The organism is Stenotrophomonas sp. 86156_Sma (genome assembly GCF_056481625.1).
Map to the genome: position 1 here is coordinate 3,717,762 of NZ_CM151157.1, position 20,001 is coordinate 3,737,762.

A 20,001-nucleotide genomic window follows, 5' to 3' on the forward strand; every position below is an offset into this window, starting at 1 on the left:
GCGGGCCCGCAACGGGCTATAATCAGCGGGCAACACGGTGGGAGAAGCGGAACACCGCTGCCGAAGGCGCAACGCCCGTAATCGCTCAGGCCCGATACCACCCGTAACAGAACTCTGGAGAGACCGGTTCGATCCGGCGCCGAAGGGGCACGAAGCTGCGGTCCGCCGCGCTTTTAAACTCTCAGGCAAAAGGACAGAGGGGCGCCCCGCAGACCGCCGACCGGCGGCTTGTGCCCGTGCGTGTGCCCTTTCCTGACGGATCCTTCGCCATGTCCCAGAACACCCCTTCCCTGCGTGAGCTCGAGCACCACAATGCGTTCGTCGAGCGCCACATCGGCCCCAACGATGCCGAGATCGCGCAGATGCTCGACGTCGTCGGCCACGCATCGCTGGATGCGATGACCGATGCCATCGTACCGGCCAAGATCAAGTCGCCGGCGCCGCTGGCACTGCCGGAATCGATGACCGAAGTGCAGGCACTGGCGAAGATCCGTGCGATCGCCGACAAGAACACCGTGCTGCGCAGCTTCATCGGCCAGGGCTACTACGGTACCCACACGCCGAACGTGATCCTGCGCAACATCCTGGAAAACCCGGCCTGGTACACCGCCTACACCCCGTACCAGGCGGAAATCTCGCAGGGCCGCATGGAAGCGCTGATCAACTTCCAGACCCTGTGTGCCGACCTCACCGGCATGGAAATCGCCAACGCCTCGCTGCTGGACGAAGCCACCGCCGCGGCTGAAGCGATGACGCTGGCCAAGCGTTCGGCCAAGTCGAAGTCGGACACCTTCTTCGTGCACGACGCCGTGCACCCGCAGACGCTGGAACTGCTGCGTACCCGCGCCGAGCCCATGGGCATCGTGCTGCGCGTCGGCACCCCGGCCGAAGCACTGGAAGCGGAAGCCTTCGGCCTGCTGTTGCAGTACCCGGACACCTTCGGCCAGGTCGGAGACTACAAGGCGCTGGTCGATGCCGTGCACGCACGCGGGGGCCTGGTGGCCGTGGCCACCGACCTGCTGGCCCTGACCCTGCTGGCCGCGCCCGGCGAATGGGGCGCGGACATCGTGGTCGGCAACAGCCAGCGTTTCGGCGTGCCGTTCGGCTTTGGTGGCCCGCACGCCGCGTTCATGGCCTGCCGTGACGCCTACAAGCGTTCGATGCCGGGCCGCCTGATCGGCGTCTCGGTCGATGCCCAGGGCAACCCGGCCTACCGCCTGACCCTGCAGACCCGCGAGCAGCACATCCGCCGCGAGAAGGCCACCTCCAACATCTGTACCGCACAGGTGCTGCTGGCGGTGATGGCCTCGATGTATGCCGTCTACCACGGCCCGGAAGGCCTGACCCGCATCGCCCGCCGCACCCACCGCCTGGCCTCGATCCTGGCCGCGGCGCTGCGCAAGGCCGGCGTGCAGGTCGGTGGCGACTTCTTCGACACCCTGCATGTCACCGGCGTGCACGCCGATGAGATCCACGCCAAGGCCCGCGCCGCCGGTTACAACCTGCGCGCGATCGACAGCGACTCGGTCGGCATCAGCCTGGACGAGACCGCTACCCGCGCCGACGTGGTCGCGCTGGCCGCCGTGTTCGGTGCGCAGGCCGACGTCGATGCGCTGGATGCCAGCACCGCCGATGCGCTGCCGGCCGGCCTGCTGCGCCAGTCCGCATTCCTGACCCACCCGGTGTTCAACACCCACCACAGCGAGCACGAACTGCTGCGCTACCTGCGCTCGCTGGCCGACAAGGACCTGGCGATGGACCGCACGATGATCCCGCTGGGCTCGTGCACCATGAAGCTCAACGCCACCGCCGAGATGATCCCGGTGACCTGGCCGGAGTTCTCGCAGATCCACCCGCTGGTGCCGGCCGACCAGGCGCTGGGCTACAAGGAACTGATCGACACGCTGGAAGCGATGCTGGTGGAATGCACCGGCTACGACGCGGTCAGCCTGCAGCCGAACTCCGGCGCGCAGGGCGAGTACGCCGGCCTGCTGGCGATCCGCGCCTACCACCGCTCGCGCGGCGAAGACCACCGCGACATCTGCCTGATCCCGGACTCGGCGCACGGCACCAACCCGGCCTCGGCGCAGATGTGCGGCATGAAGGTGGTGGTGACCAAGACCGATGCCAACGGCAACGTCGACGTCGAGGACATCCGCCTCAACGCCGAGAAGTACAGCGACCGTCTGGCCGCGATCATGATGACCTACCCGTCCACGCACGGCGTGTTCGAGGAAGAGGTGGTGGAGATCTGCGAGATCATCCACAAGCACGGCGGCCAGGTGTACACCGACGGTGCCAACATGAACGCCCTGGTCGGCGTGGCCAAGCCGGGCAAGTGGGGTTCGGATGTTTCGCACCTGAACCTGCACAAGACCTTCTGCATCCCGCACGGCGGCGGCGGCCCGGGCGTCGGCCCGTGCGCGGTCAAGGAGCACCTGGCCCCGTTCCTGCCCGGCAAGCTGGGTGACAACGGCCCGGTCGGCATGGTCAGCGCGGCCAGCTTCGGCAGCGCCTCGATCCTGCCGATCAGCTGGATGTACATCGCGATGATGGGCCGCGACGGCCTGCGCAAGGCCACCCAGGTCGCGCAGCTCAACGCCAACTACATCGCCAAGCGCCTGGCCCCGCACTTCAAGACCCTGTACACCGGCCGCAACGGCCTGGTGGCACACGAGTGCATCCTGGACGTGCGCCCGCTGGAAAAGACCAGCGGCATCGGCGCCGAGGACGTGGCCAAGCGCCTGATCGACTTCGGCTTCCACGCCCCGACCCTGAGCTTCCCGGTGGCCGGCACGCTGATGGTGGAGCCGACCGAGAGCGAATCGCTGCACGAACTGGATCGCTTCATCAACGCGATGATCCAGATCCGCGAGGAAATCACCGCGATCGAAGACGGCCGCCTGGACCGCGAGGACAACCCGCTGAAGAACGCGCCGCACACTGCCACCGCAGTGACCGCCAGCGAGTGGACCCACGCCTACCCGCGCGAACTGGCCGCTTTCCCGCTGGCCAGCCTGAAGCAGAGCAAGTACTGGCCGCCGGTGGCGCGCGTCGACAACGTGTACGGCGACAAGAACGTGATGTGCGCCTGCATCCCGGTCGATGCCTACAAGGATGATGAAGTCGAGGCTTGATTCCTCACTGCATCGGTAAAGAAAACGGCCCGCGCAAGCGGGCCGTTTTCATAAGGGCGTGTGGCTCCAGGTCCACACCCACAAGCATCCGATCACGGGTCCGGCATCTGCCCCAGGCTCAACTGCCACGACACGCCGAAGCGGTCCTGCACCCAGCCATAGCGGTTGCTGAAGTCATAATCGCCTACCGGCATCAACCAATGGCCGCCCTCGCCCAGTACGCGTGCGGCACGTTCGAACTGCTCGGCGCCGGAACACTCGACGAACAGCGAGATCGACGGCGAGAAGGTGAAATCGTGCACGTCCAGGCTGTCGAAGCACAGGTAGTGGGTGCCACCGAGCAGGAAGATGGCCTGGCGGACCTGTCCGGGCACGCCGGCGCCGGCGCCCTCGGGGTGGCGTTGCAGGGCCAGCAGGCGGAAATCGGCAAAGGCTTCGGCGTACAGGGCCAGCGCGGCCTCGGCCTGGCCGGTGAACATCAGGAAGGGACGGCTGCGCAGCATGCGGTACTCCTGGTCGACGGGCCGATGACGGCCCACCGAATCAGGATGGCACGACGGATGTGCAGCCCCCGTGGTAGTGCCGGCCGCTGGCCGGCAGCTTCAATCAGGCCTCGCGCATGCGCCGTGCGATGGCGCTGCTGGCGGCGATCGTGGCCGTCAACGCCACCATCGACAGGAACTGCAGGCGGGTGTGCGACTCACTCAGCAGCAGGCCGAAGATCAGCGCCAGGATCGCCAGTGCACAGCAGGTCAGCCACGGGAAGCCGGCCATGCGGAACGGCAGGCGGGTACCCAGTCGATCCGCGCGCCGGCGCAGCACCAGCTGCGAGACCAGCGACAGCGTCCACACCAGCAGGCAGGTGGAACCGACGATGTTCAGCAGCACCGGCAGCACCCGGTCCGGGAACAGCAGTTCCATCACCGTGGCGGCAAAGCCGAACAGCACGCTGGCCAGCACGGCGATCACCGGCACCTGGCGCGGGTCGGTCCAGCCGAGCACGGCCGGCGCTTCGCGACGCTGCGCCAGCGAATACATCATGCGCGAGGCGCCGTAGAGGTTGGCATTGAGCGCCGACAGCAGCGCAATCACGGCGATCAGGGTAATGGCAGTACCGGCGCCCGGGATGCGGGCGATGTCCAGCACGGCGGCGAACGGCGACTTCAGCGCCTCGCTGGTCCACGGCACCACGGCGATGATCACGCTCAGCGAGCCGATGTAGAACACCAGGATGCGCCAGGCCACGGTGCGGATGGCACGGGCAATGCTGCGTTCGGGGTCTTCGGTTTCGGCCGCCGCCACGGCCACGATCTCGGTACCGCCAAAGGCAAAAACGACAACCAGCAGCGCCGCACCGATCCCGGCCAGGCCCTTCGGTGCGAAGCCACCGTGTTCGGTGAAGTTGCTCAGGCCCGGCGAGGTCACCTGCGGCAGCCACCCCATCAGCAGCGCCACGCCAATGGCGATGAAGGCCAGGATTGCCGCCACCTTGAGGATGGCGAACCAGAATTCGAACTCGCCGAAGTTCTTCACTCCGAGCAGGTTGATCGCGGTGAAGAACAGCATGAAGGCCAACGCCGCCATCGGTACCGGTATCGCCGGCCAGACCGTGGCCAGCAGCCCGGCTGCACCCACGGCTTCGGCGGCGATCACGATCACCAGCTGCACCCACCACAGCCAGCCCACGGTGGCACCGGCGGTAGCGCCCATGGCGTCGGCTGCATACACCGAGAACGCGCCGCTGGTGGGCTTGGCCGCCGCCATCTCGCCCAGCGCGTTCATCACGATGATCACCAGTGCGCCGGCCACCAGATACGAAACCAGCACCGCCGGACCGGCCGCCTGCACACCCACGCCCGAGCCGAGGAACAGGCCGGCGCCGATGGCGCTGCCCAGGCCCATCATGATCAGCTGGCGGGGCTTGAGCGAATGTCCGAGGCGGGACGGCGAAGCGGTCGGAATCGAGTTGGGCATCGGCGGGGCTGGCGGCGGGCTACAGGGGCGACACCTTACCCTGTCCCGTGCCCACGGGGATAGGCACAGCGCAGCAGGCGGCTCAGGCCAGCGCCGGCTCGCCGACGTTCCCACCGATACGGGCACGATAGGCACGCGGCGAGAAACCGGTTTCAGCCTTGAACTTGCGGGTGAAGGCGCTCTGGTCGCTGAAACCACAGGCCTGGCCGATGCAGGCGATGCTGTCGTCGCCATGCAGCAGGTGCATGGCCATCTGGATCCGCAGCCGGGTCAGCACCTGCTGCGGGGTCATCTGGAACACCTTGCGGAAGCTGCGCTCCAGCTTGGACAGCGAGAAACCGGTGATGTCCAGCAGGGTCTGCATGCGCACGTTATCGGCGTAGTGCGCGTTGAGGTGGGCCAGCGCCAGCCGCAGCTGCTCGTACTGGGTGCCGAGGCTGTCCTTCTGGCCGAGGTCGCGGGATATGCCGATCAGGCCCTCGATGGCCCCATCGACCACCAGCGGGCGCTTGCAGGTCAGGCACCAGCCCGGTTCGCGGTTGGCGAACAGGTGCAGCTCCATCAGGTTCTCGATCACCTCACCGGACAGCACGCGGGCGTCCTGGTCGACGTAGTCCGCACTGAGGCCGGTCGGGTAGATCTCGGCCGCGGTACGCCCGATCACGTCCTTGCGCGCGCGCAGCCCCAGCCGCCGCAGCATGGTCTGGTTGACGTGGGTGTAACGCCCCTGAAGGTCCTTGATGAAGAACAGCACATCCGGGATGGCGTCGAACAGGGCTTCGATGTCGGCGGGCTCGACTCGCATGCCACAAGCATAGCCGAGGCCCCTTGCCGGTGCGATCACCCTTGCGGGACTTGCGCTTAACGCCGCCAGGCCCACCGTGGGGCCAGCCCCCACCGGAGAACCGGCCATGCCCCGCGGTGACAAGTCCGCCTATACCGAAAAGCAGAAGCGCCAGGCCGAGCACATCGAAGAGAGCGAGCGCGAGCGCGGTGCCAGCGAAAGCACCGCAGAGCGCATAGCATGGGCCACTGTGAACAAGCAGGACGGCGGCGGCAAGCGCAGTGGCAGTGGGCGCAAGGTGGCAAAGAAGGTCACCACCAGGAAGGTGGCTGCCAAGAAGACTGCTACGAAGAAGGCGCCGGCCCGCAAGACGGCCACGAAGAAGGCAACAAAGAAGACGGTGGCGAAGAAGGCCACCACCCCTGCATCGCGTAGTGCTGCCGCGAAGAAAGCGGCGAAGACCCGTGCGGCGAGGAAGACCGCGCGAAAGGTGGCGGCGAAGAAGGCGGCACGTACCCGCGCCAGCAGCTGAGCCCGTCAATCGGGATTGACGCCCGCAGATCAGCCATACTTCTCCAAGCCGCTGGACGCGGCAAAGAGGAATCATCCATGAATGTCCAATGCTCCACAGCTTTGGCAGCCCTGCTATCGATGGCACCCGCTGCGCATGCGTTCACCGCCTCTGACCCACCCCACGAATCCCGTCAGGCTGCGACCGCGACTGCGGACGCCGATATTGCGCGGATCGAATCTCTCGGCCGGTCATTGTTCGAACATGATCTTGCCGCCGAACGCGCAACCGACGCACTCGTAGCGAAGGGAATGCGCAAGGATGACCGCGTTGCTGGATGGGTCACCGAACAACGCGACAACCGCTATGTCGTCAGTATCCTCGGAGGTGACAGTAGCGTGCTGTATCGGGTAGTCACCGACGACAAGGGAACGCTTGCCGGTCCTGTACAGACCCTGTCGCCACCCGAGCCACTATCGCCTTATGAGGCCGGCGCGGCAGCTGCGCGTGCACTGGCATTGAGCAGCAAGTTTCAAGCGTGCTCGAAGAACTACAACACGGTCGTGCTACCGAACGTGGACGGCACGGCAAATGCCTGGAGTGTCTACCTGCTTCCCGGCACATTCGATCCTGCAGCGGTGCCTCTGGGGGGAAGCCATCGCGTGGAAATCGCGGATGAAAAGATCACTTCCAGCCGGCCTTACACCCTCTCCTGCATCACGCTGCAGCGTCCACCGCGGAAGGGTGCCATGATGGTGACCCACCTACTCGATCCAACGCCGACCGAGGTCCACGTTTACTGGAGTCTCTGGGCACGCGCGCCACTGTTCGTGAGTACGGCCAAGGACGTGATCTGGAAGATTGAGAACGGACATATCAGCAAAGTCGTGGACTGACATCCGGTCACACCATGGACGCCCATGGTGTGACCGGCACCACAACGCTTACCGCGCAGCAGCTCAGGCTGCGCGACGCGGCACAACCGAAGCTGTGTCGCCTTCCACCTTGAACACCGACACCGACGTGGTCAATGCATGCGCCTGTTCCTCCAGCGCGCGGCTGGCGGCAGTGGCTTCTTCCACCAGCGCGGCGTTCTGCTGGGTCACCTGGTCCATCTGCACCACCACCTGGTTGACCTGCTCGATACCGGCGGCCTGTTCCTTGCTGGCCGCAGCGATATCGCTCATCAGCTGGGTCGTGCGCGAACTTGCCTGTGCCACGCGCGCGATCGCGGCTTCGGATTCAACGGTCACTGCCAGGCCACTCTTCACCTTGGCAGCGGCGTCTTCGATCAGCTCCTTGATCTCCTTGGCGGCGACACCGGCACGCTGCGCGAGCGTGCGCACTTCACTGGCGACCACGGCGAATCCACGGCCCTGCTCACCTGCACGCGCCGCTTCCACCGCAGCATTCAGCGCCAGGATGTTGGTCTGGAACGCAATGCCGTCGATCACCGTGGAGATTTCCGAGATGCGTGCCGAGGACTGGTCGATCTCACCCATGACCGAGGCCATCTGTGCCATCGCCTGCTCGGTCTCGCGCACGGCGGCACCGGCCGCATGCGCTTCACTGTCGGCCTGACGCGCCAGCTCGGCGTTCTGGCGCACGGTGGAGGTCAGTTCCTCCATCGATGCGGCCGCTTCTTCCAGATTGGCTGCCTGCTGCTCGGTACGGCGCGACAGGTCGTTGTTGCCGGCGGCCAGTTCCTGCGCCGCGTTGTTGATGCTGTCGGCAGCCACCTGGATGCCACGCACGATGCCGGTCAGCTGTGCGGTGGTGGTGTTGGCGTCGTCACGCATGCGTGCGAACACGCCGTCGTACTCGCCATCCATGCGTGCGGTCAGGTCGCCGTGCGAGATCGCGCGCAGCACGTCGGAAACATCGGCGATGCTGGCCTGTGAACTGGCCATCATGCCGTTGAGGTGCTCGACCATCGCCTTGAACTGGAACTGGAACGCAGCGGCATCACCACGCATGCTGAAATCACCAGCGCGTGCGGCGCGGGCCAGTTCATCGATCTGCGCGTTGATCGCCATCAGGCTCTGCTTCACCGCGGCCAACGTACGGGTCAGCGTGCCCTTCTCGCCGGGGTAGTCGGGCAGGTCGCGGCTGAGGTCGCCGATGGCGTAGCGCTGCATCACTTCGGCCATCAGCAGCTCCACCTGCACGTGCGATTCGACCAGGCTGTTGGTGGCCTGCACCATGCGGCCGAAGTCACCGGGGAACGCCGTGGCGTCCATGCGATAGCGGATCGCGCCCGCCTCATGCTGCTCAGCCATCTGCAGCTGTGCGCCGATCGCCGCCTGCACGCTCTGCCGGACGCTGGCCATCGCCTCGCCCAGCTGAGTCAGTTCGTCACGGCCGCCAAGGCGGAACTCCTGGTCCAATTGTCCCTTGGACAGGCGCTCGGCCAGGTTCACCGCGCGGGCCAGCGGACCGGTCAGGCTGCGGCCGATCATCACCGAGGCACCAATGCCCACCAGCAGCGCGACGCCGCCCAGCACCAGCAGCTGCAGCAGGCTGCGCTCACCCAGGCGGATCGCCTCGGCGGCGGCATCACGGCTTTCCTTCTCTTCGAAGTCCACGCCATCGGACAGCGCCTTGTTCCAGCCGTTTGCCGCTTCCTGCACCGGGCCCAGGGTCAGCGCCACGGCGCCCGGGTAGTCGCCCTGCTCCATCAGTTCGCTGGTCTGCTTGTTGAGCGGGCGCGCAATGGCACGCTTGGCGGCGATGGTTTCGGCAATGGCCTTGCCGTCGGCGTCGCTGGGCAGCGCCTGATAGGCGGTCCAGCTGGCCTCGTAGCGCTTCACCAGATCGGCGATGCGCTGCTCGTCGTGGCCACGGTCGTCGCCCTGGCGGATCAGCATCTCGCGACGCACCACCATCATCTGGTTGTTGGCATCGAGCATCTGCGACAACAGGCGCACCTTGGCTACGCTGACGTCGACCACCTGCTGCATCGCGCGCTTCTGCACGACACTGGCGGTGGCGCCGGTGGCCACCACGGCGGCAACCAGCAGCAGCAACAGGCCAAAGCCCAGCCCAAGACGCCAGGCAACCCTGACGTTCCTCAAGTAGTTCATGGGGGTATCCAAAACGGGGGGATGCGCCCTTATCGGCGGCCCGGCAGGCAATCTTGATCGCCATCCGTCGACGGCGTCGGCCACCGTTCACCTTGGTGAGCCCCCGGCGCAGCAGCACCTGCGCGCTGGACACAGCTGCAATACCCATGGCTGCTCATGCGGGCATCAGATCCCTTTCACGGTGGCTCGGCGGCGGCTGCGGGCAAGGTGGTGGCGTGACCTGCTGGAGATCCCAATGCCCTTGCCCGTGTCCCGATCCACCCTGCTCGCTCTCTCGCTGCTGGCGTCGCCAGCCTTCGCGCAGGCGACGCCGCCCGAACTACCTGCCCCCATTGCCGAGAAAGCCGGGCCGGATGTGGCACCCCACTCCGCCCTGCACGCCCAGGTGCTGCTGGATCGCGCGAATTTCTCCCCTGGCCAGATCGATGGCGAAGTGGGCAGCAACCAGCGACGCGCGGTGTCGGGTTTCCAGGCAGCGCATGGGCTGGACGTAACGGGTGAACTGGACGACACCACCTGGAAGGCCCTGCAGGCCGATACCGTTGGGCCGTTGGCCAGCTACACGCTGACTGCTGAGGATGTCGCCGGTCCGTTCCAGGCCACTCCGAAAGGGCCCGCCGCCCAGGCCAAGCTCACATCGCTGGGCTACGGCAGTGTGGAAGAAGCCCTCGGCGAGCGCTTCCATGCCTCCCCTGAGCTGATGAAAGTGCTCAATCCCGGCGTGGACCTGACCAAGGCTGGCAGCCGCATCCAGGTACCCAACATCGCACTGGCCGCATTGCCGAAGGCGGCGAAGATCGTGGTCGACAAATCCGATTCCACGCTGCAGCTGCTGGATGCGCAGGGCAAGGTGATCGCACAGGTGCCGGTGTCGTCGGGTAGCCAGCACGACCCGTTACCGATCGGCGAATGGAAGATCCTGGGCGTTTACCGCGACCCGCCGTTCCACTACAACCCGAAACTGTTCTGGGATGCCCGCAGGGGCGAAAAGAAGGCCACCCTGCCACCGGGCCCGAACAATCCGGTCGGGCGGGTCTGGATCGATCTGTCCAAGCCGCATTACGGCCTGCATGGCACGCCCGAACCCGGCCATGTGGGCAAGACCGAATCGCATGGCTGCGTGCGCATGACCAACTGGGATGCGCTGCGCGTGGCCGATGCCGTGGATACCTCGGTACCCGTGGTGATGCAGGAGTGAGCCGATGCGCCTTTCGCAACTGATCGTGCTGGGCGTTCTGCTGGGGCTGGGTGCAGGCTGGTGGCTGCACCGCGATGCGGGTGATCCGGTACCCGCCCCGCTGCCGCAAGCGCAATCGGCACTGGCAGCGGCGCCGGCGAAGGAATCTGTAGCGACACCCGCAACAGCCCCACCCGCCAACACCGCGCCGTCGGCCGCGCAGACTGCGGATGCACCATCCGGTCTGCTGCTGCCGGTGCAGGGTATCCATGCGTCCCAGCTGCGCGATACGTTCACCGATGCACGCAGCGAGGGCCGCGTACACGATGCCATCGACATCATGGCCGATACCGGTACGCCGGTGCTGGCGGTGGCCGATGGAACGGTTGAAAAACTGTTCGACAGCGAGCGCGGCGGCTTGACGATTTACCAGTTCGAGCCCAGCGGGCGCTGGTGCTACTACTACGCGCATCTGCAGCGCTACGCCGATGGCCTGGCGGAGAAGCAGGTGATCAAGCGCGGAGAGGTGATCGGTTACGTGGGCAGCACCGGTAACGCCAGCGCCGAGGCCCCGCACCTGCACTTTGAAGTGCACGTGCTGGGCCCGGAAAAACAGTGGTGGAAGGGAGAGTCGATCAATCCGTATCCGCTGTTGAAACAGGCGGCATCGACGCCCGACGCTGCCAGCGCCGCAAGGTGATGGTGAATACCACCAGCGCAGCGCCCGGAATCAGCAGGAACAACGCCGCCACCTTCCAGAAGAAGAACGGCCACAGCCACGCGTAGTCCAGGTCGGTCAGCTTCAGCACGTCCATCGGTGGTAGCAGTTCCACCGAGGCCACGCGCCCCGCCAGCGCGGGCTCGACCTCCAGAACGGTCACCCGCAGCCACGAACGCCCGCGCGGCAGCGCATCCCCCCGGCCATAACCGAAATACGAGGCGGCAAATCCAGCAGGTTCAACCGACTCGAGCGCGCGGGTGATGCCGGAACCCGGCACGCCCGAACGCGTTTCGGCGCGGAAGTCGGTCTGATCTGTCGGGGTTTCCACGCGCAGGCGCACTTCAGGATCGATCGTCGTGGAAGTACCGTCATCCGCGTAACGCAGGCGCAGCCGCAGTTGGTCATCGATGAAGCGGTAGACCGTGACCTCGGCCGTCGCACCCGGGCTCAGCACCAGAGGCAGCACCTGCGTGCGTGAGGCCATGTGGTTGGCGATCGCTCCCAGCACCAGCACCGCGCAGGCAAGCGCCCACAGGCTCCACAGCACCCACAGGGTGATCCGCACCACCGTTACGCCCTTCACGCTGACATCCGGGTCATCACGTCATTTCCCTGCTGGCCGTGCCGACACAGTAACGAAAAAGCCCCGCTTTCGCGGGGCTCTTCCTGTCACCTACGCCGGGCAGCGCCCGGCGCTACCTCAGGCGAACGGATCCTGCAGGACCATGGTGTGGTCGCGGTCCGGGCCGGTGGAGACGATGCTGATCGGGCAACCGGCCAGCTCTTCCAGCGAACGCAGGTAGGCACGTGCGGCCGGTGGCAGGTCGTCCCAGTTGGTGATGCCGTGGGTGTTCTCGCTCCAGCCCGGGAACTCCAGGTACACCGGGGTGCAGTCTTCCCAGCCCTGCGCGTCCAGCGGCGCGTACTCGGTGCGCTTGCCGTTGTATTCGTAGGCGATGCAGACCTTCAGCTTTTCCATGCCATCCAGCACGTCCAGCTTGGTGATGCACAGGCCGCTGATGCCGTTGATGGCCACGGCGCGCTTCAGCGCGACGATGTCCATCCAGCCGCAGCGACGCGGACGGCCGGTCGAGGCACCGTACTCGGCGCCGCGGTCACGGATGCCCTGGCCGACTTCGTCGTCCAGCTCGGTCGGGAACGGGCCGCCGCCGACGCGGGTGGCGTAGGCCTTGGCGATGCCCAGCACGTAGTCGATCGAATCGGCGCCGACGCCGGAACCGGCCAGTGCACCACCAACAGTGGTGTTGGAGCTGGTGACGTACGGGTAGGTGCCGTGGTCGATGTCCAGCAGCGCACCCTGCGCGCCTTCGAACAGCACGCGCTTACCCTGCTTGCGCAGGTCGTGCAGGATGCCGGCCACGTCGGACTTCATCGGCTGCACGTATTCGCCGAAGGCCAGCGCTTCGTCGAAGGTCTTCTGGAAATCGACCGCATCGGTGTTCAGATACTTGGTCAGCACGAAGTTGTGGTAATCCAGCGCGGTGCGCAGCAGTTCTTCCAGCTGCTTCGGGTAATGCAGGTCGGCGATGCGGATGCCGCGACGCGCCACCTTGTCTTCGTAGGCCGGGCCGATGCCACGGCCGGTGGTGCCGATCGCCTTGCCGCCGGCAGCGCGCTCGCGCGCCTGGTCCAGCGCGATGTGGTACGGCATGATCAGCGGCGCGGCCGGGGAGATCTTCAGGCGCGAACGCACTTCCACGCCGGAGGCTTCCAGCTCGGCGATTTCCTTCTGCAGCGCGGCCGGCGAGATCACCACGCCGTTGCCGATCAGGCACAGCGCATCGTCACGCAGGATGCCCGACGGGATCAGGTGCAGGACGGTCTTCTTACCGTTGATGACCAGGGTGTGGCCGGCGTTGTGGCCGCCCTGGAAGCGCACGACGGCGCCGATTTCCTCAGTGAGCAGATCGACGATCTTGCCCTTGCCTTCATCGCCCCACTGGGCACCCAACACTACGACAGACTGACCCATGACGGGCTCCTCATATGTTGCGGCCATCGGGGCCGCGGACGGTTGAACCGTGGCGGGGCTGGCCAGCACCTGGAGGGCGGCTCCAAACGGGGAGCAGCCGGCGATGGAAGGCCCAGACACGGAAAAAGCCGAACGGGGAGGCCCGTCCGGCTTTTGTGCATTATCCGGGTTTCCGGGGTCGGGTGCCACCTTTCCGACGGACGGCTTCACCGGCCGGTCAGCCGCCCCTCCCGGTCGTGCCGGCCGCTGGCCGGCAATGCCAACCAAGGTTGGCATCTACCAGAGCCGGGTCACGCATGTACCGGCCGGTCAGGCACCTCCCGGTCGTGCCGGCCGCTGGCCGGCAATCCCAGGTTGCCGGCCACCGGCCGGCACTACCCTTTCAATGCCGCGCCCACCACAGCAGGCTCAGGCCGGCCAGCAGCACCAGCCCGCCGAAGCTGCGCAGGGCTGGGCTGGGCAGGTCCAGCAGGCGCTCGGCCATGCGCTTCCAGGCGAACGGGGCGACGAACAGGAACAGGCCTTCCAGCACCGCCACCAGGCAGACGGCGGCGAACAGATCTTTCATGGGGGGACTCCGGAAAAAGCACGGGGCCCGGCATCTGGCCGGGCCCCGTGGGGTACTGCCCTGCGACCTCAGCGGTCGTTCTTCAGGTACTGCAGGAACGGGTCGTTCTTGTCGAGCACGATCACGCCGTTGCCGTCGGTCATGGAGCCACGGTAGGCCTCCAGGCTGCGGTAGAACGCATAGAACGACGGGTCGGCCGAGCCGGCCTTGCCGTAGATGCGCGCCGCATCGGCGTCGCCTTCACCGCGCAGGCGCTGTGCATCACGCTCGGCTTCGGCGATCAGCACGGTGCTGTCACGGTCGGCCTGGGCGCGGATGGTCAACGACTGCTCCTCGCCCTCCGCACGCAGCTTGGCCGCTTCCTGCTTGCGCTGGGCGCGCATGCGCTCGTACACATCATTGATCACCTGGCTGTCGGTCGGCAGGTCCACCTGCTTGATGCGCAGGTCGATCATCTGCATGCCGAGGCCGGCCACCGCTTCGTTGATCCCCTTCAGCTGCTCGGCGATCAGCTCGCTGCGGTCGCCGGAGACCAGCTGCTGCAGGGTGCGCGAGTTGATCTGGTTGCGCAGCGAGTCGGTGATGATCGGTGCCAGGCGGGCATTGGCGATGCGCGGATCGCCACCGGTGGCACGGAAGTAGTCACCCACGTTGGAGATGTAGCCGATGGCGAAGAAGTCGACGCTGACGTCCTTCTGCTCGGCGGTGAAGTAACGCGCCGGGGCGGTGTCGAGCACCTGGAAGCGGCGGTCGAAGACCTTCACCGTTTCCACCACCGGCACCTTGAAGTGCAGGCCCGGCTTGATGTCCGAACGCACCACCTTGCCCAGGTTCAGCACCATGGCAGTCTGGTCCTCACGGACCACGTACACCGAGCCGAGCAGGCCCAGCACCACCGCCACGATCACGGCGATCCAGATAGGACTCTTCATCGGCTGCCCTCCTCACGGCCGCTCGGTCGCCCGGTCGGGCGGCCCACCGGCCGGCCCGGATCACGGGAAGCTTCCGCCGCTGCACCCGGCAGCGACGGCATCACCACCTCCGGATTGGTCACTCCCGGCGGCGCCGAGGTGGTGGGACGGGTATCGCCGGTCATCGGCACGTAGATCAGCTGGCGGCCATCGCCACCGATCACCTTGCGGTTCTCGCTCAGCACCTGCTGCACGGTCTCCAGCCACAGGCGCTTGCGGGTCACTTCCGGGGCGTCCTTGTACTGGGCCTGCAACAGGCTGAAGCGCTGCGCGTCACCCTCAGCCTTGGAGACCACGGCCTGCTTGTAGCCTTCGGCGGTGGTACGGGCACGCGAGGCCTGGCCTCGGGCTTCCGGCACGACCTTGGCGGCGTAGGCCTGGGCTTCGTTGATCAAGCGTTCCTTGACCTGCTGGGCACCGTTGACCTCGTCGAAGGCCGGCTTCACTTCTTCCGGCGGACGGGCGTCCTGCAGGGTCAGGCCGGTCACGGTCAGGCCGGTCTTGAACGCCTTCAGCAGCGCCTGCAGGCGCTCCTCGGCGGCCACGGCCAACGGGCCACGGTTGTTCAGTACCGCGTTGAGGTCGGCACGGCCGACTTCCTCGCGCACCGCGCTCTGCGCCGACTGCTCCAGCACCTGGTTGGCATCGACCGTGCCGAACAGGTACTGCTGCGGGTCGTCGATGCGGTACTGGACGTTCAGCGAGACGTTGACGATGTTCTCGTCGCGGGTCAGCACCGGCACCTGGATCGAGAAGGTCTTGATCTCGGTGGCATTGACCTTGGTGACCGATTCGATCGGCCACGGCAGCTTGAAGTTCGGGCCGGGCTGCAGGATGCGCGAGAACTGGCCGAAGCGCAGCACCACGCCACGCTGCTGTTCGCCGATCAGCTGGAAGCTGGAGAACAGCACCAGCAACACCACGGCTGCCACCACCCAACGCATGATGCCACCGTCGAACAGGTCCTTCAGCGGCCCGGGCAGTCCGCCCCAGCCACCACCATTGCCACCGCCGCGCGACCCGAAGGGCCCGCGTCGATTGTCCTCGGGGCCTTGTCCGCCCTTGTTGCCGCCGGGTGTATTCCAGGCCATGCACGCTCCATCAAGATTTGGGCTGCGGCGCGGGCCCTTCCCGCACCACCAGCCGTGAAACCATCACCGATCATACAAGATGGGGCGGATCGGCAGGATCGAAAGGGGGGCAACGGGGTAAGGTGGCGTTTTCCTCGAAGTCAGGCAACGCCGATGGCGCCCACCACCCCGTTCACCGCCTTCCGCATCGAAAACGACGACGCCGGCTACCGCAGCGGCCTGGCCCAGCTCAATGTCGACGACCTCAACCCCGGCCAGGTACTGATCCGCGCCCACTGGTCTTCGGTCAACTACAAGGACGCGCTGGCGGGCACCGGCAAGGGCAGGATCCTGCGCCGCTTCCCGCTGGTGGGGGGCATCGACGTGGCCGGCACCGTGGTTGCCAGCACCGATCCAGACTGGCGTGAAGGCGATGCGGTGCTGGCCACCGGCTGCGGCCTCAGCGAAACCCGCGATGGCGGCTACAGCCAGTATGTGCGGCTGGAGTCGCGTGCGGTGATTGCCCAGCCGGCCGGGCTCAGCCCGCGCGAGGCGATGGTGCTGGGCACCGCCGGCTTCACGGCGGCGCTGGCGCTGCTGCGCATGCAGGACAACCGGCAGGTGCCGGAACTCGGCCCGTTGGCGGTCACCGGCGCCAGCGGCGGTGTCGGCGCGCTGGCGCTGTCGATCTTCAGTCGTGCCGGCTACACCGTGCACGCAGTCAGCGGCAAACCGGACCAGGCCGAGTTCCTGCATGGTATCGGCGCCACTGAAGTACTACCGCGCGAGGCACTGTCCGACACCGGCCCACTGCAGTCGGCCCGCTTCGGCGGCGGCCTCGACAATGCCGGAGGCGACATGCTTGCCAGCCTGCTGGCACAGACGGTGCCCTACGGCAGCGTGGTCAGTGCCGGCCTGGCAGCCAGCCCGACGCTGGACATGACGGTGATGCCGTTCATCCTGCGCGGCGTGTCACTGCTGGGCGTGTCCTCGGCCAATGCACCGCGCGGGCTGCGCGAAGAAGTGTGGTCGCGGCTGGGCAGTGACTGGAAGCCGCAGCAGCTGGACCGCATCTGCACCGCCGAAGTCGGCCTCGATGGCCTTCCTGCCGTGTTCGAACGGATGCTGGCGGGCGGTTCGCTGGGCCGCACCGTGGTGCGGATCGACTGAACGTCGCAGGCAGGCGACGGACGGCAGATGCGCCCCTCCCGCCAGTAATGGGCCCGCACTACACTGCGGGCATTACATGGGGAACAACATGGCACGCATTCTGATCGTCGACGACTCACCGTCGCAGCTGTTGGGGATACAGCGCATCGTCGAGAAGCTCGGGCACCAGATCCTGACCGCCACCGATGGCGCCGCCGGGGTCGAAACCGCCAAGGCCGAGCTGCCCGACCTGGTCCTGATGGACGTGGTGATGCCCAACCTCAATGGCTTCCAGGCCACCCGCACCCTCGCCCGCGACGAGGCGACCCGGCATATCCCGGTGATCCTGGTGACCACCAAGGACCAGGACACCGACCGCATGTGGGGCATGCGCCAGGGCGCCAAGGCCTACATCACCAAGCCGTTCTCGGAAGACGAGCTGTCCGAGGTGCTGGAGAGGGTGTTCGCCGGGCAGGGCTGAGCCACGCGCGGTAGTGCCGGCCGCTGGCCGGCAACCACGCATCACCGTCCCGGGCAATGAAGTTGCCGGCCAGCGGCCGGCACTACCTTCAGATCGTTTCGCCGAACGCCTTGGCCAGATTGCGGTAGGCCTTCTTCTGCGCCTCGTCGGTCGCGGCCGGGGCCACGATCTCGATCTCGACGATCTGGTCGCCCTCCGGATTGCCCGGCAGGCCGCGGCCACGCAGGCGCAGCTTGCGGCCGGCATCGGAATCGGCCGGAATCTTCAATTCCACCGCTCCACCCAGGGTCGGCACGCTGATGCTGGTACCCAGCGCGGCCTGCCACGGGGTCACCGGCAGCGTATAGAGGATGTTGCGGCCATCGACCTCGAACTGTGGGTGGGCGGCATATTCCACTTCCAGCAGCAGGTTGCCGCCATGGTTGCCCTGCCCGGCCAGCCGGATCACCTGGCCTGGGCGGATGCCCTTGGGCACGCGCACGTCCAGCTGCTTGCCGTTGACGGTGATGCGCAGGCTGTCGCCGCTGTAGGCCGCTTCCAGCGGAACCGACAGCTTGGCGCGGGTGTCGCGGTTGGGCGCGTGGCCCTGGCTGCTGAAGCCCGGCCCCGGACCAGCGCCACCACCGCCACGCTGGCGCGCGAACAGGCTCTCGAAGAAGTCGCTGAAGCCTCCATTGGGGCCGCCACCGCCGAATACTTCCTCGAAGTTGAAGCCACCGGCACCGCCGTAGTTCGGCGGTACGTTGAACTCCTCGCCCGGGCGATAGCCCTGTGCGCGCAGCTGGTCGTAGGCCGCGCGCTTTTCCGGGTCGCGCAGCGCCTCGTAGGCCTCGTTGACCGCCTTGAACTTGTCTTCGGCCCCGGCCTCCTTGCTGACGTCCGGGTGGTACTTGCGTGCCAGCCGGCGGTAGGCGGTCTTGATCTCCGCCTCGCCCGCGCTCGGTTCCACCCCCAGGGTGGCGTAGTAATCCTTGAATTCCATCCAGCTACCTCGATCTGCTTCGGCCGCGCCGGTGGCGCCGCCCCGGGTTCATTCTACGCGCCGGCATGCTACGCCGCCCCTCGTGCGGCCCCGGTGAGGCCGACTGATCCTGCGCAATGCGGCTGCCATCCCCATGCCCCACGCTGTGGCTGGAAGCCCCTGCCACAAAGCCTGAAGATGGGGCCTGCACACCGGGTTTCCAATGTCTTGACGCCCCTGTCCCATCCGGCCCACTAGCCTGCCCCAGCAAGGAGTTCCCCATGACCATCCATGTCGGCGACCGCATTCCGGAAGTGACCCTCAAGCGCATCCGCGAGGGCATCGAAACGCTCGATACGCATTCGCTGTTCGACGCACGCAAGGTGGTGCTGTTCGCCGTGCCCGGCGCGTTCACCCCGACCTGCTCGGCGCGCCACCTGCCCGGCTACGTCGAGAAATTCCAGGCGTTCCGCCAGCGCGGCATCGATGTCTACTGCATGGCGGTCAACGACCCGTTCGTGATGAAGGCCTGGGCCGCCGACCAGAGCGTGCCCGACGGCCTGCTGATGCTGTCCGACGGCAATGCCGAACTGACCCGTGCGCTCGGCCTGGAGCTCGACGCCAGCGCCTCGGGCATGGGCATCCGCTCACGCCGTTTCGCCCTGTACGTGGTGGATGGCGTGGTGCGTGTGGCCTGGATCGAGCAGCCCGGCCAGTTCGAAGTGTCTTCGGCCGAATACGTGCTGGAGCACCTGCCAACCTGATCTTCCACCGCAAGAGGAAACGGCCAGCCATGTCCACCAAGCCAGCCAAAGCCGCAAAGCCTGCCGCAAAGGTGCCCGGTATCAGTGACCGCAAGACCCTGCGCGAACGCGCTCGGCGCAACATCGAAGACGGTGCGATCACCGACAGCTACAGCGCCGACCGCAAGGTCGTGATCAAGCTGCTCAACGATGCGTTGGCCACCGAGTACGTATGCGTGCTGCGCTACTACCGGCACTACTTCATGGCCAAGGGCATGCTGGCCGACGCGGTGAAAGCCGAATTCCTCGAACATGCACAGCAGGAACAGGCGCACGCCGGCAAGCTGGCCGAGCGCATCGTCCAGCTCGGCGGCGAGCCGGACTTCAACCCCGATACGCTGACCGCGCGTTCGCATGCCGAATACAAGGAAGGCAGCGACCTGCGCGACATGGTCCGCGAGAATCTGGTGGCCGAACGCATCGCCATCGACAGCTACCGCGAGATGATCAACTTCATCGGCGACCGCGATACCACCACCAAGCGCATCCTTGAAGAGATCCTCGCGCAGGAAGAGGAACACGCCGACGAATTCGCCGACCTGCTGGATGGGTGGATCGGGGAATAGCGGCCCCGCATACGCCTTGGTAGATGCCCACCTTGGTGGGCGCATTTATCGC

General features: G+C 66.5%; 19 protein-coding genes and 1 riboswitch. Of the genes, 9 read left to right on the plus strand and 10 right to left on the minus strand.

The features are described from left to right. The first annotated feature begins 104 nt into the window (after positions 1-104). Positions 105-207: riboswitch (glycine riboswitch) on the plus strand. A 62-nt stretch (positions 208-269) separates the two neighbouring features. Beyond that, entirely contained in the window at positions 270-3,137 is a 2,868-nt protein-coding gene (gene gcvP, locus ACZK33_RS17275; protein WP_049443034.1) for an aminomethyl-transferring glycine dehydrogenase, read from the plus strand. 92 nt (positions 3,138-3,229) lie between these two features. Here the strand turns inward: gcvP and ACZK33_RS17280 are convergent, their stop codons facing one another. The 3 genes from ACZK33_RS17280 to ACZK33_RS17290 all read right to left on the minus strand — a co-directional run bounded on the left by ACZK33_RS17280 (position 3,230) and on the right by ACZK33_RS17290 (position 5,916). Beyond that, positions 3,230-3,640, minus strand: coding sequence for a VOC family protein (locus tag ACZK33_RS17280; RefSeq protein ID WP_005418291.1), 411 nt, complete (start codon positions 3,638-3,640; stop codon positions 3,230-3,232). A gap of 103 nt (positions 3,641-3,743) precedes the next feature. Continuing rightward, positions 3,744-5,111 carry an amino acid permease gene (locus ACZK33_RS17285; protein ID WP_014038111.1) on the minus strand — a complete coding sequence of 456 codons (1,368 nt, stop codon included), beginning with the start codon at positions 5,109-5,111 and terminating at the stop codon, positions 3,744-3,746. An 82-nt stretch (positions 5,112-5,193) separates the two neighbouring features. Next, positions 5,194-5,916, minus strand: a complete 723-nt coding sequence (locus ACZK33_RS17290; RefSeq protein ID WP_423174778.1) for a helix-turn-helix transcriptional regulator — start codon at positions 5,914-5,916, stop codon at positions 5,194-5,196. 106 nt (positions 5,917-6,022) lie between these two features. Between ACZK33_RS17290 and ACZK33_RS17295 the strand changes: the two genes are divergently transcribed. Next, positions 6,023-6,427: a hypothetical protein gene (locus ACZK33_RS17295; protein ID WP_121504627.1), complete on the plus strand. Its 405-nt coding sequence runs from the start codon at positions 6,023-6,025 to the stop codon at positions 6,425-6,427. Positions 6,428-6,504: 77 nt separating this feature from the next. After that, complete coding sequence (locus tag ACZK33_RS17300) at positions 6,505-7,302, plus strand: hypothetical protein (protein ID WP_423174779.1); 798 nt, start codon at positions 6,505-6,507, stop codon at positions 7,300-7,302. Positions 7,303-7,365: 63 nt separating this feature from the next. On the opposite strand, the gene ACZK33_RS17305 is transcribed toward ACZK33_RS17300, so the two are convergent. Continuing rightward, the gene (locus tag ACZK33_RS17305; protein WP_423174780.1) at positions 7,366-9,489 is read right to left on the minus strand and encodes a methyl-accepting chemotaxis protein; all 2,124 of its coding nucleotides are present in this window, start codon (positions 9,487-9,489) and stop codon (positions 7,366-7,368) included. Positions 9,490-9,724: 235 nt separating this feature from the next. On the opposite strand from ACZK33_RS17305, the gene ACZK33_RS17310 reads away from it, so the two are divergent. Beyond that, on the plus strand, positions 9,725-10,687 hold the full coding sequence (locus ACZK33_RS17310) for a L,D-transpeptidase family protein (protein ID WP_423174781.1): 963 nt from the start codon (positions 9,725-9,727) through the stop codon (positions 10,685-10,687). A gap of 4 nt (positions 10,688-10,691) precedes the next feature. Beyond that, positions 10,692-11,366 (plus strand): M23 family metallopeptidase, encoded by a 675-nt coding sequence (locus ACZK33_RS17315; RefSeq protein WP_423174782.1) that lies wholly within the window; start codon positions 10,692-10,694, stop codon positions 11,364-11,366. Here ACZK33_RS17315 and ACZK33_RS17320 read toward each other — a convergent pair. The 5 genes from ACZK33_RS17320 to hflK form a co-directional block, all read right to left on the minus strand. Then, entirely contained in the window at positions 11,302-11,970 is a 669-nt protein-coding gene (locus ACZK33_RS17320; protein ID WP_423174783.1) for a hypothetical protein, read from the minus strand. The genes ACZK33_RS17315 and ACZK33_RS17320 overlap by 65 nt on opposite strands. Positions 11,971-12,087: 117 nt before the next feature. Beyond that, a complete protein-coding gene (locus tag ACZK33_RS17325; protein WP_014038120.1) occupies positions 12,088-13,380 on the minus strand; it encodes an adenylosuccinate synthase in 1,293 nt (430 codons plus the stop codon). Between the two features lie 382 nt (positions 13,381-13,762). Further along, positions 13,763-13,948, minus strand: a complete 186-nt coding sequence (locus ACZK33_RS17330) for a DUF2065 domain-containing protein (protein WP_005410640.1) — start codon at positions 13,946-13,948, stop codon at positions 13,763-13,765. A gap of 68 nt (positions 13,949-14,016) precedes the next feature. After that, the gene (gene hflC, locus ACZK33_RS17335) at positions 14,017-14,880 is read right to left on the minus strand and encodes a protease modulator HflC (protein WP_010482785.1); all 864 of its coding nucleotides are present in this window, start codon (positions 14,878-14,880) and stop codon (positions 14,017-14,019) included. After that, entirely contained in the window at positions 14,877-16,010 is a 1,134-nt protein-coding gene (gene hflK / locus ACZK33_RS17340) for an FtsH protease activity modulator HflK (protein WP_049401370.1), read from the minus strand. Before hflK ends, hflC begins: the two co-directional genes overlap by 4 nt. A gap of 153 nt (positions 16,011-16,163) precedes the next feature. Between hflK and ACZK33_RS17345 the strand changes: the two genes are divergently transcribed. Both ACZK33_RS17345 and pilH read left to right on the plus strand, forming a co-directional pair. Beyond that, the gene (locus tag ACZK33_RS17345; protein WP_049421229.1) at positions 16,164-17,159 is read left to right on the plus strand and encodes a YhdH/YhfP family quinone oxidoreductase; all 996 of its coding nucleotides are present in this window, start codon (positions 16,164-16,166) and stop codon (positions 17,157-17,159) included. A gap of 88 nt (positions 17,160-17,247) precedes the next feature. Beyond that, the gene (pilH, locus tag ACZK33_RS17350; RefSeq protein WP_005410644.1) at positions 17,248-17,619 is read left to right on the plus strand and encodes a twitching motility response regulator PilH; all 372 of its coding nucleotides are present in this window, start codon (positions 17,248-17,250) and stop codon (positions 17,617-17,619) included. Positions 17,620-17,707: 88 nt separating this feature from the next. Here pilH and ACZK33_RS17355 read toward each other — a convergent pair whose 3' ends face one another. Then, complete coding sequence (locus ACZK33_RS17355; RefSeq protein ID WP_032127817.1) at positions 17,708-18,601, minus strand: DnaJ C-terminal domain-containing protein; 894 nt, start codon at positions 18,599-18,601, stop codon at positions 17,708-17,710. A 260-nt stretch (positions 18,602-18,861) separates the two neighbouring features. On the opposite strand from ACZK33_RS17355, the gene ACZK33_RS17360 reads away from it, so the two are divergent. Together ACZK33_RS17360 and ACZK33_RS17365 are read left to right on the plus strand one after the other, a co-directional pair. After that, the gene (locus ACZK33_RS17360) at positions 18,862-19,344 is read left to right on the plus strand and encodes a peroxiredoxin (protein ID WP_423174784.1); all 483 of its coding nucleotides are present in this window, start codon (positions 18,862-18,864) and stop codon (positions 19,342-19,344) included. A gap of 29 nt (positions 19,345-19,373) precedes the next feature. Next, positions 19,374-19,949, plus strand: a complete 576-nt coding sequence (locus tag ACZK33_RS17365; RefSeq protein ID WP_049421227.1) for a ferritin-like domain-containing protein — start codon at positions 19,374-19,376, stop codon at positions 19,947-19,949. Positions 19,950-20,001 lie beyond the last annotated feature (52 nt).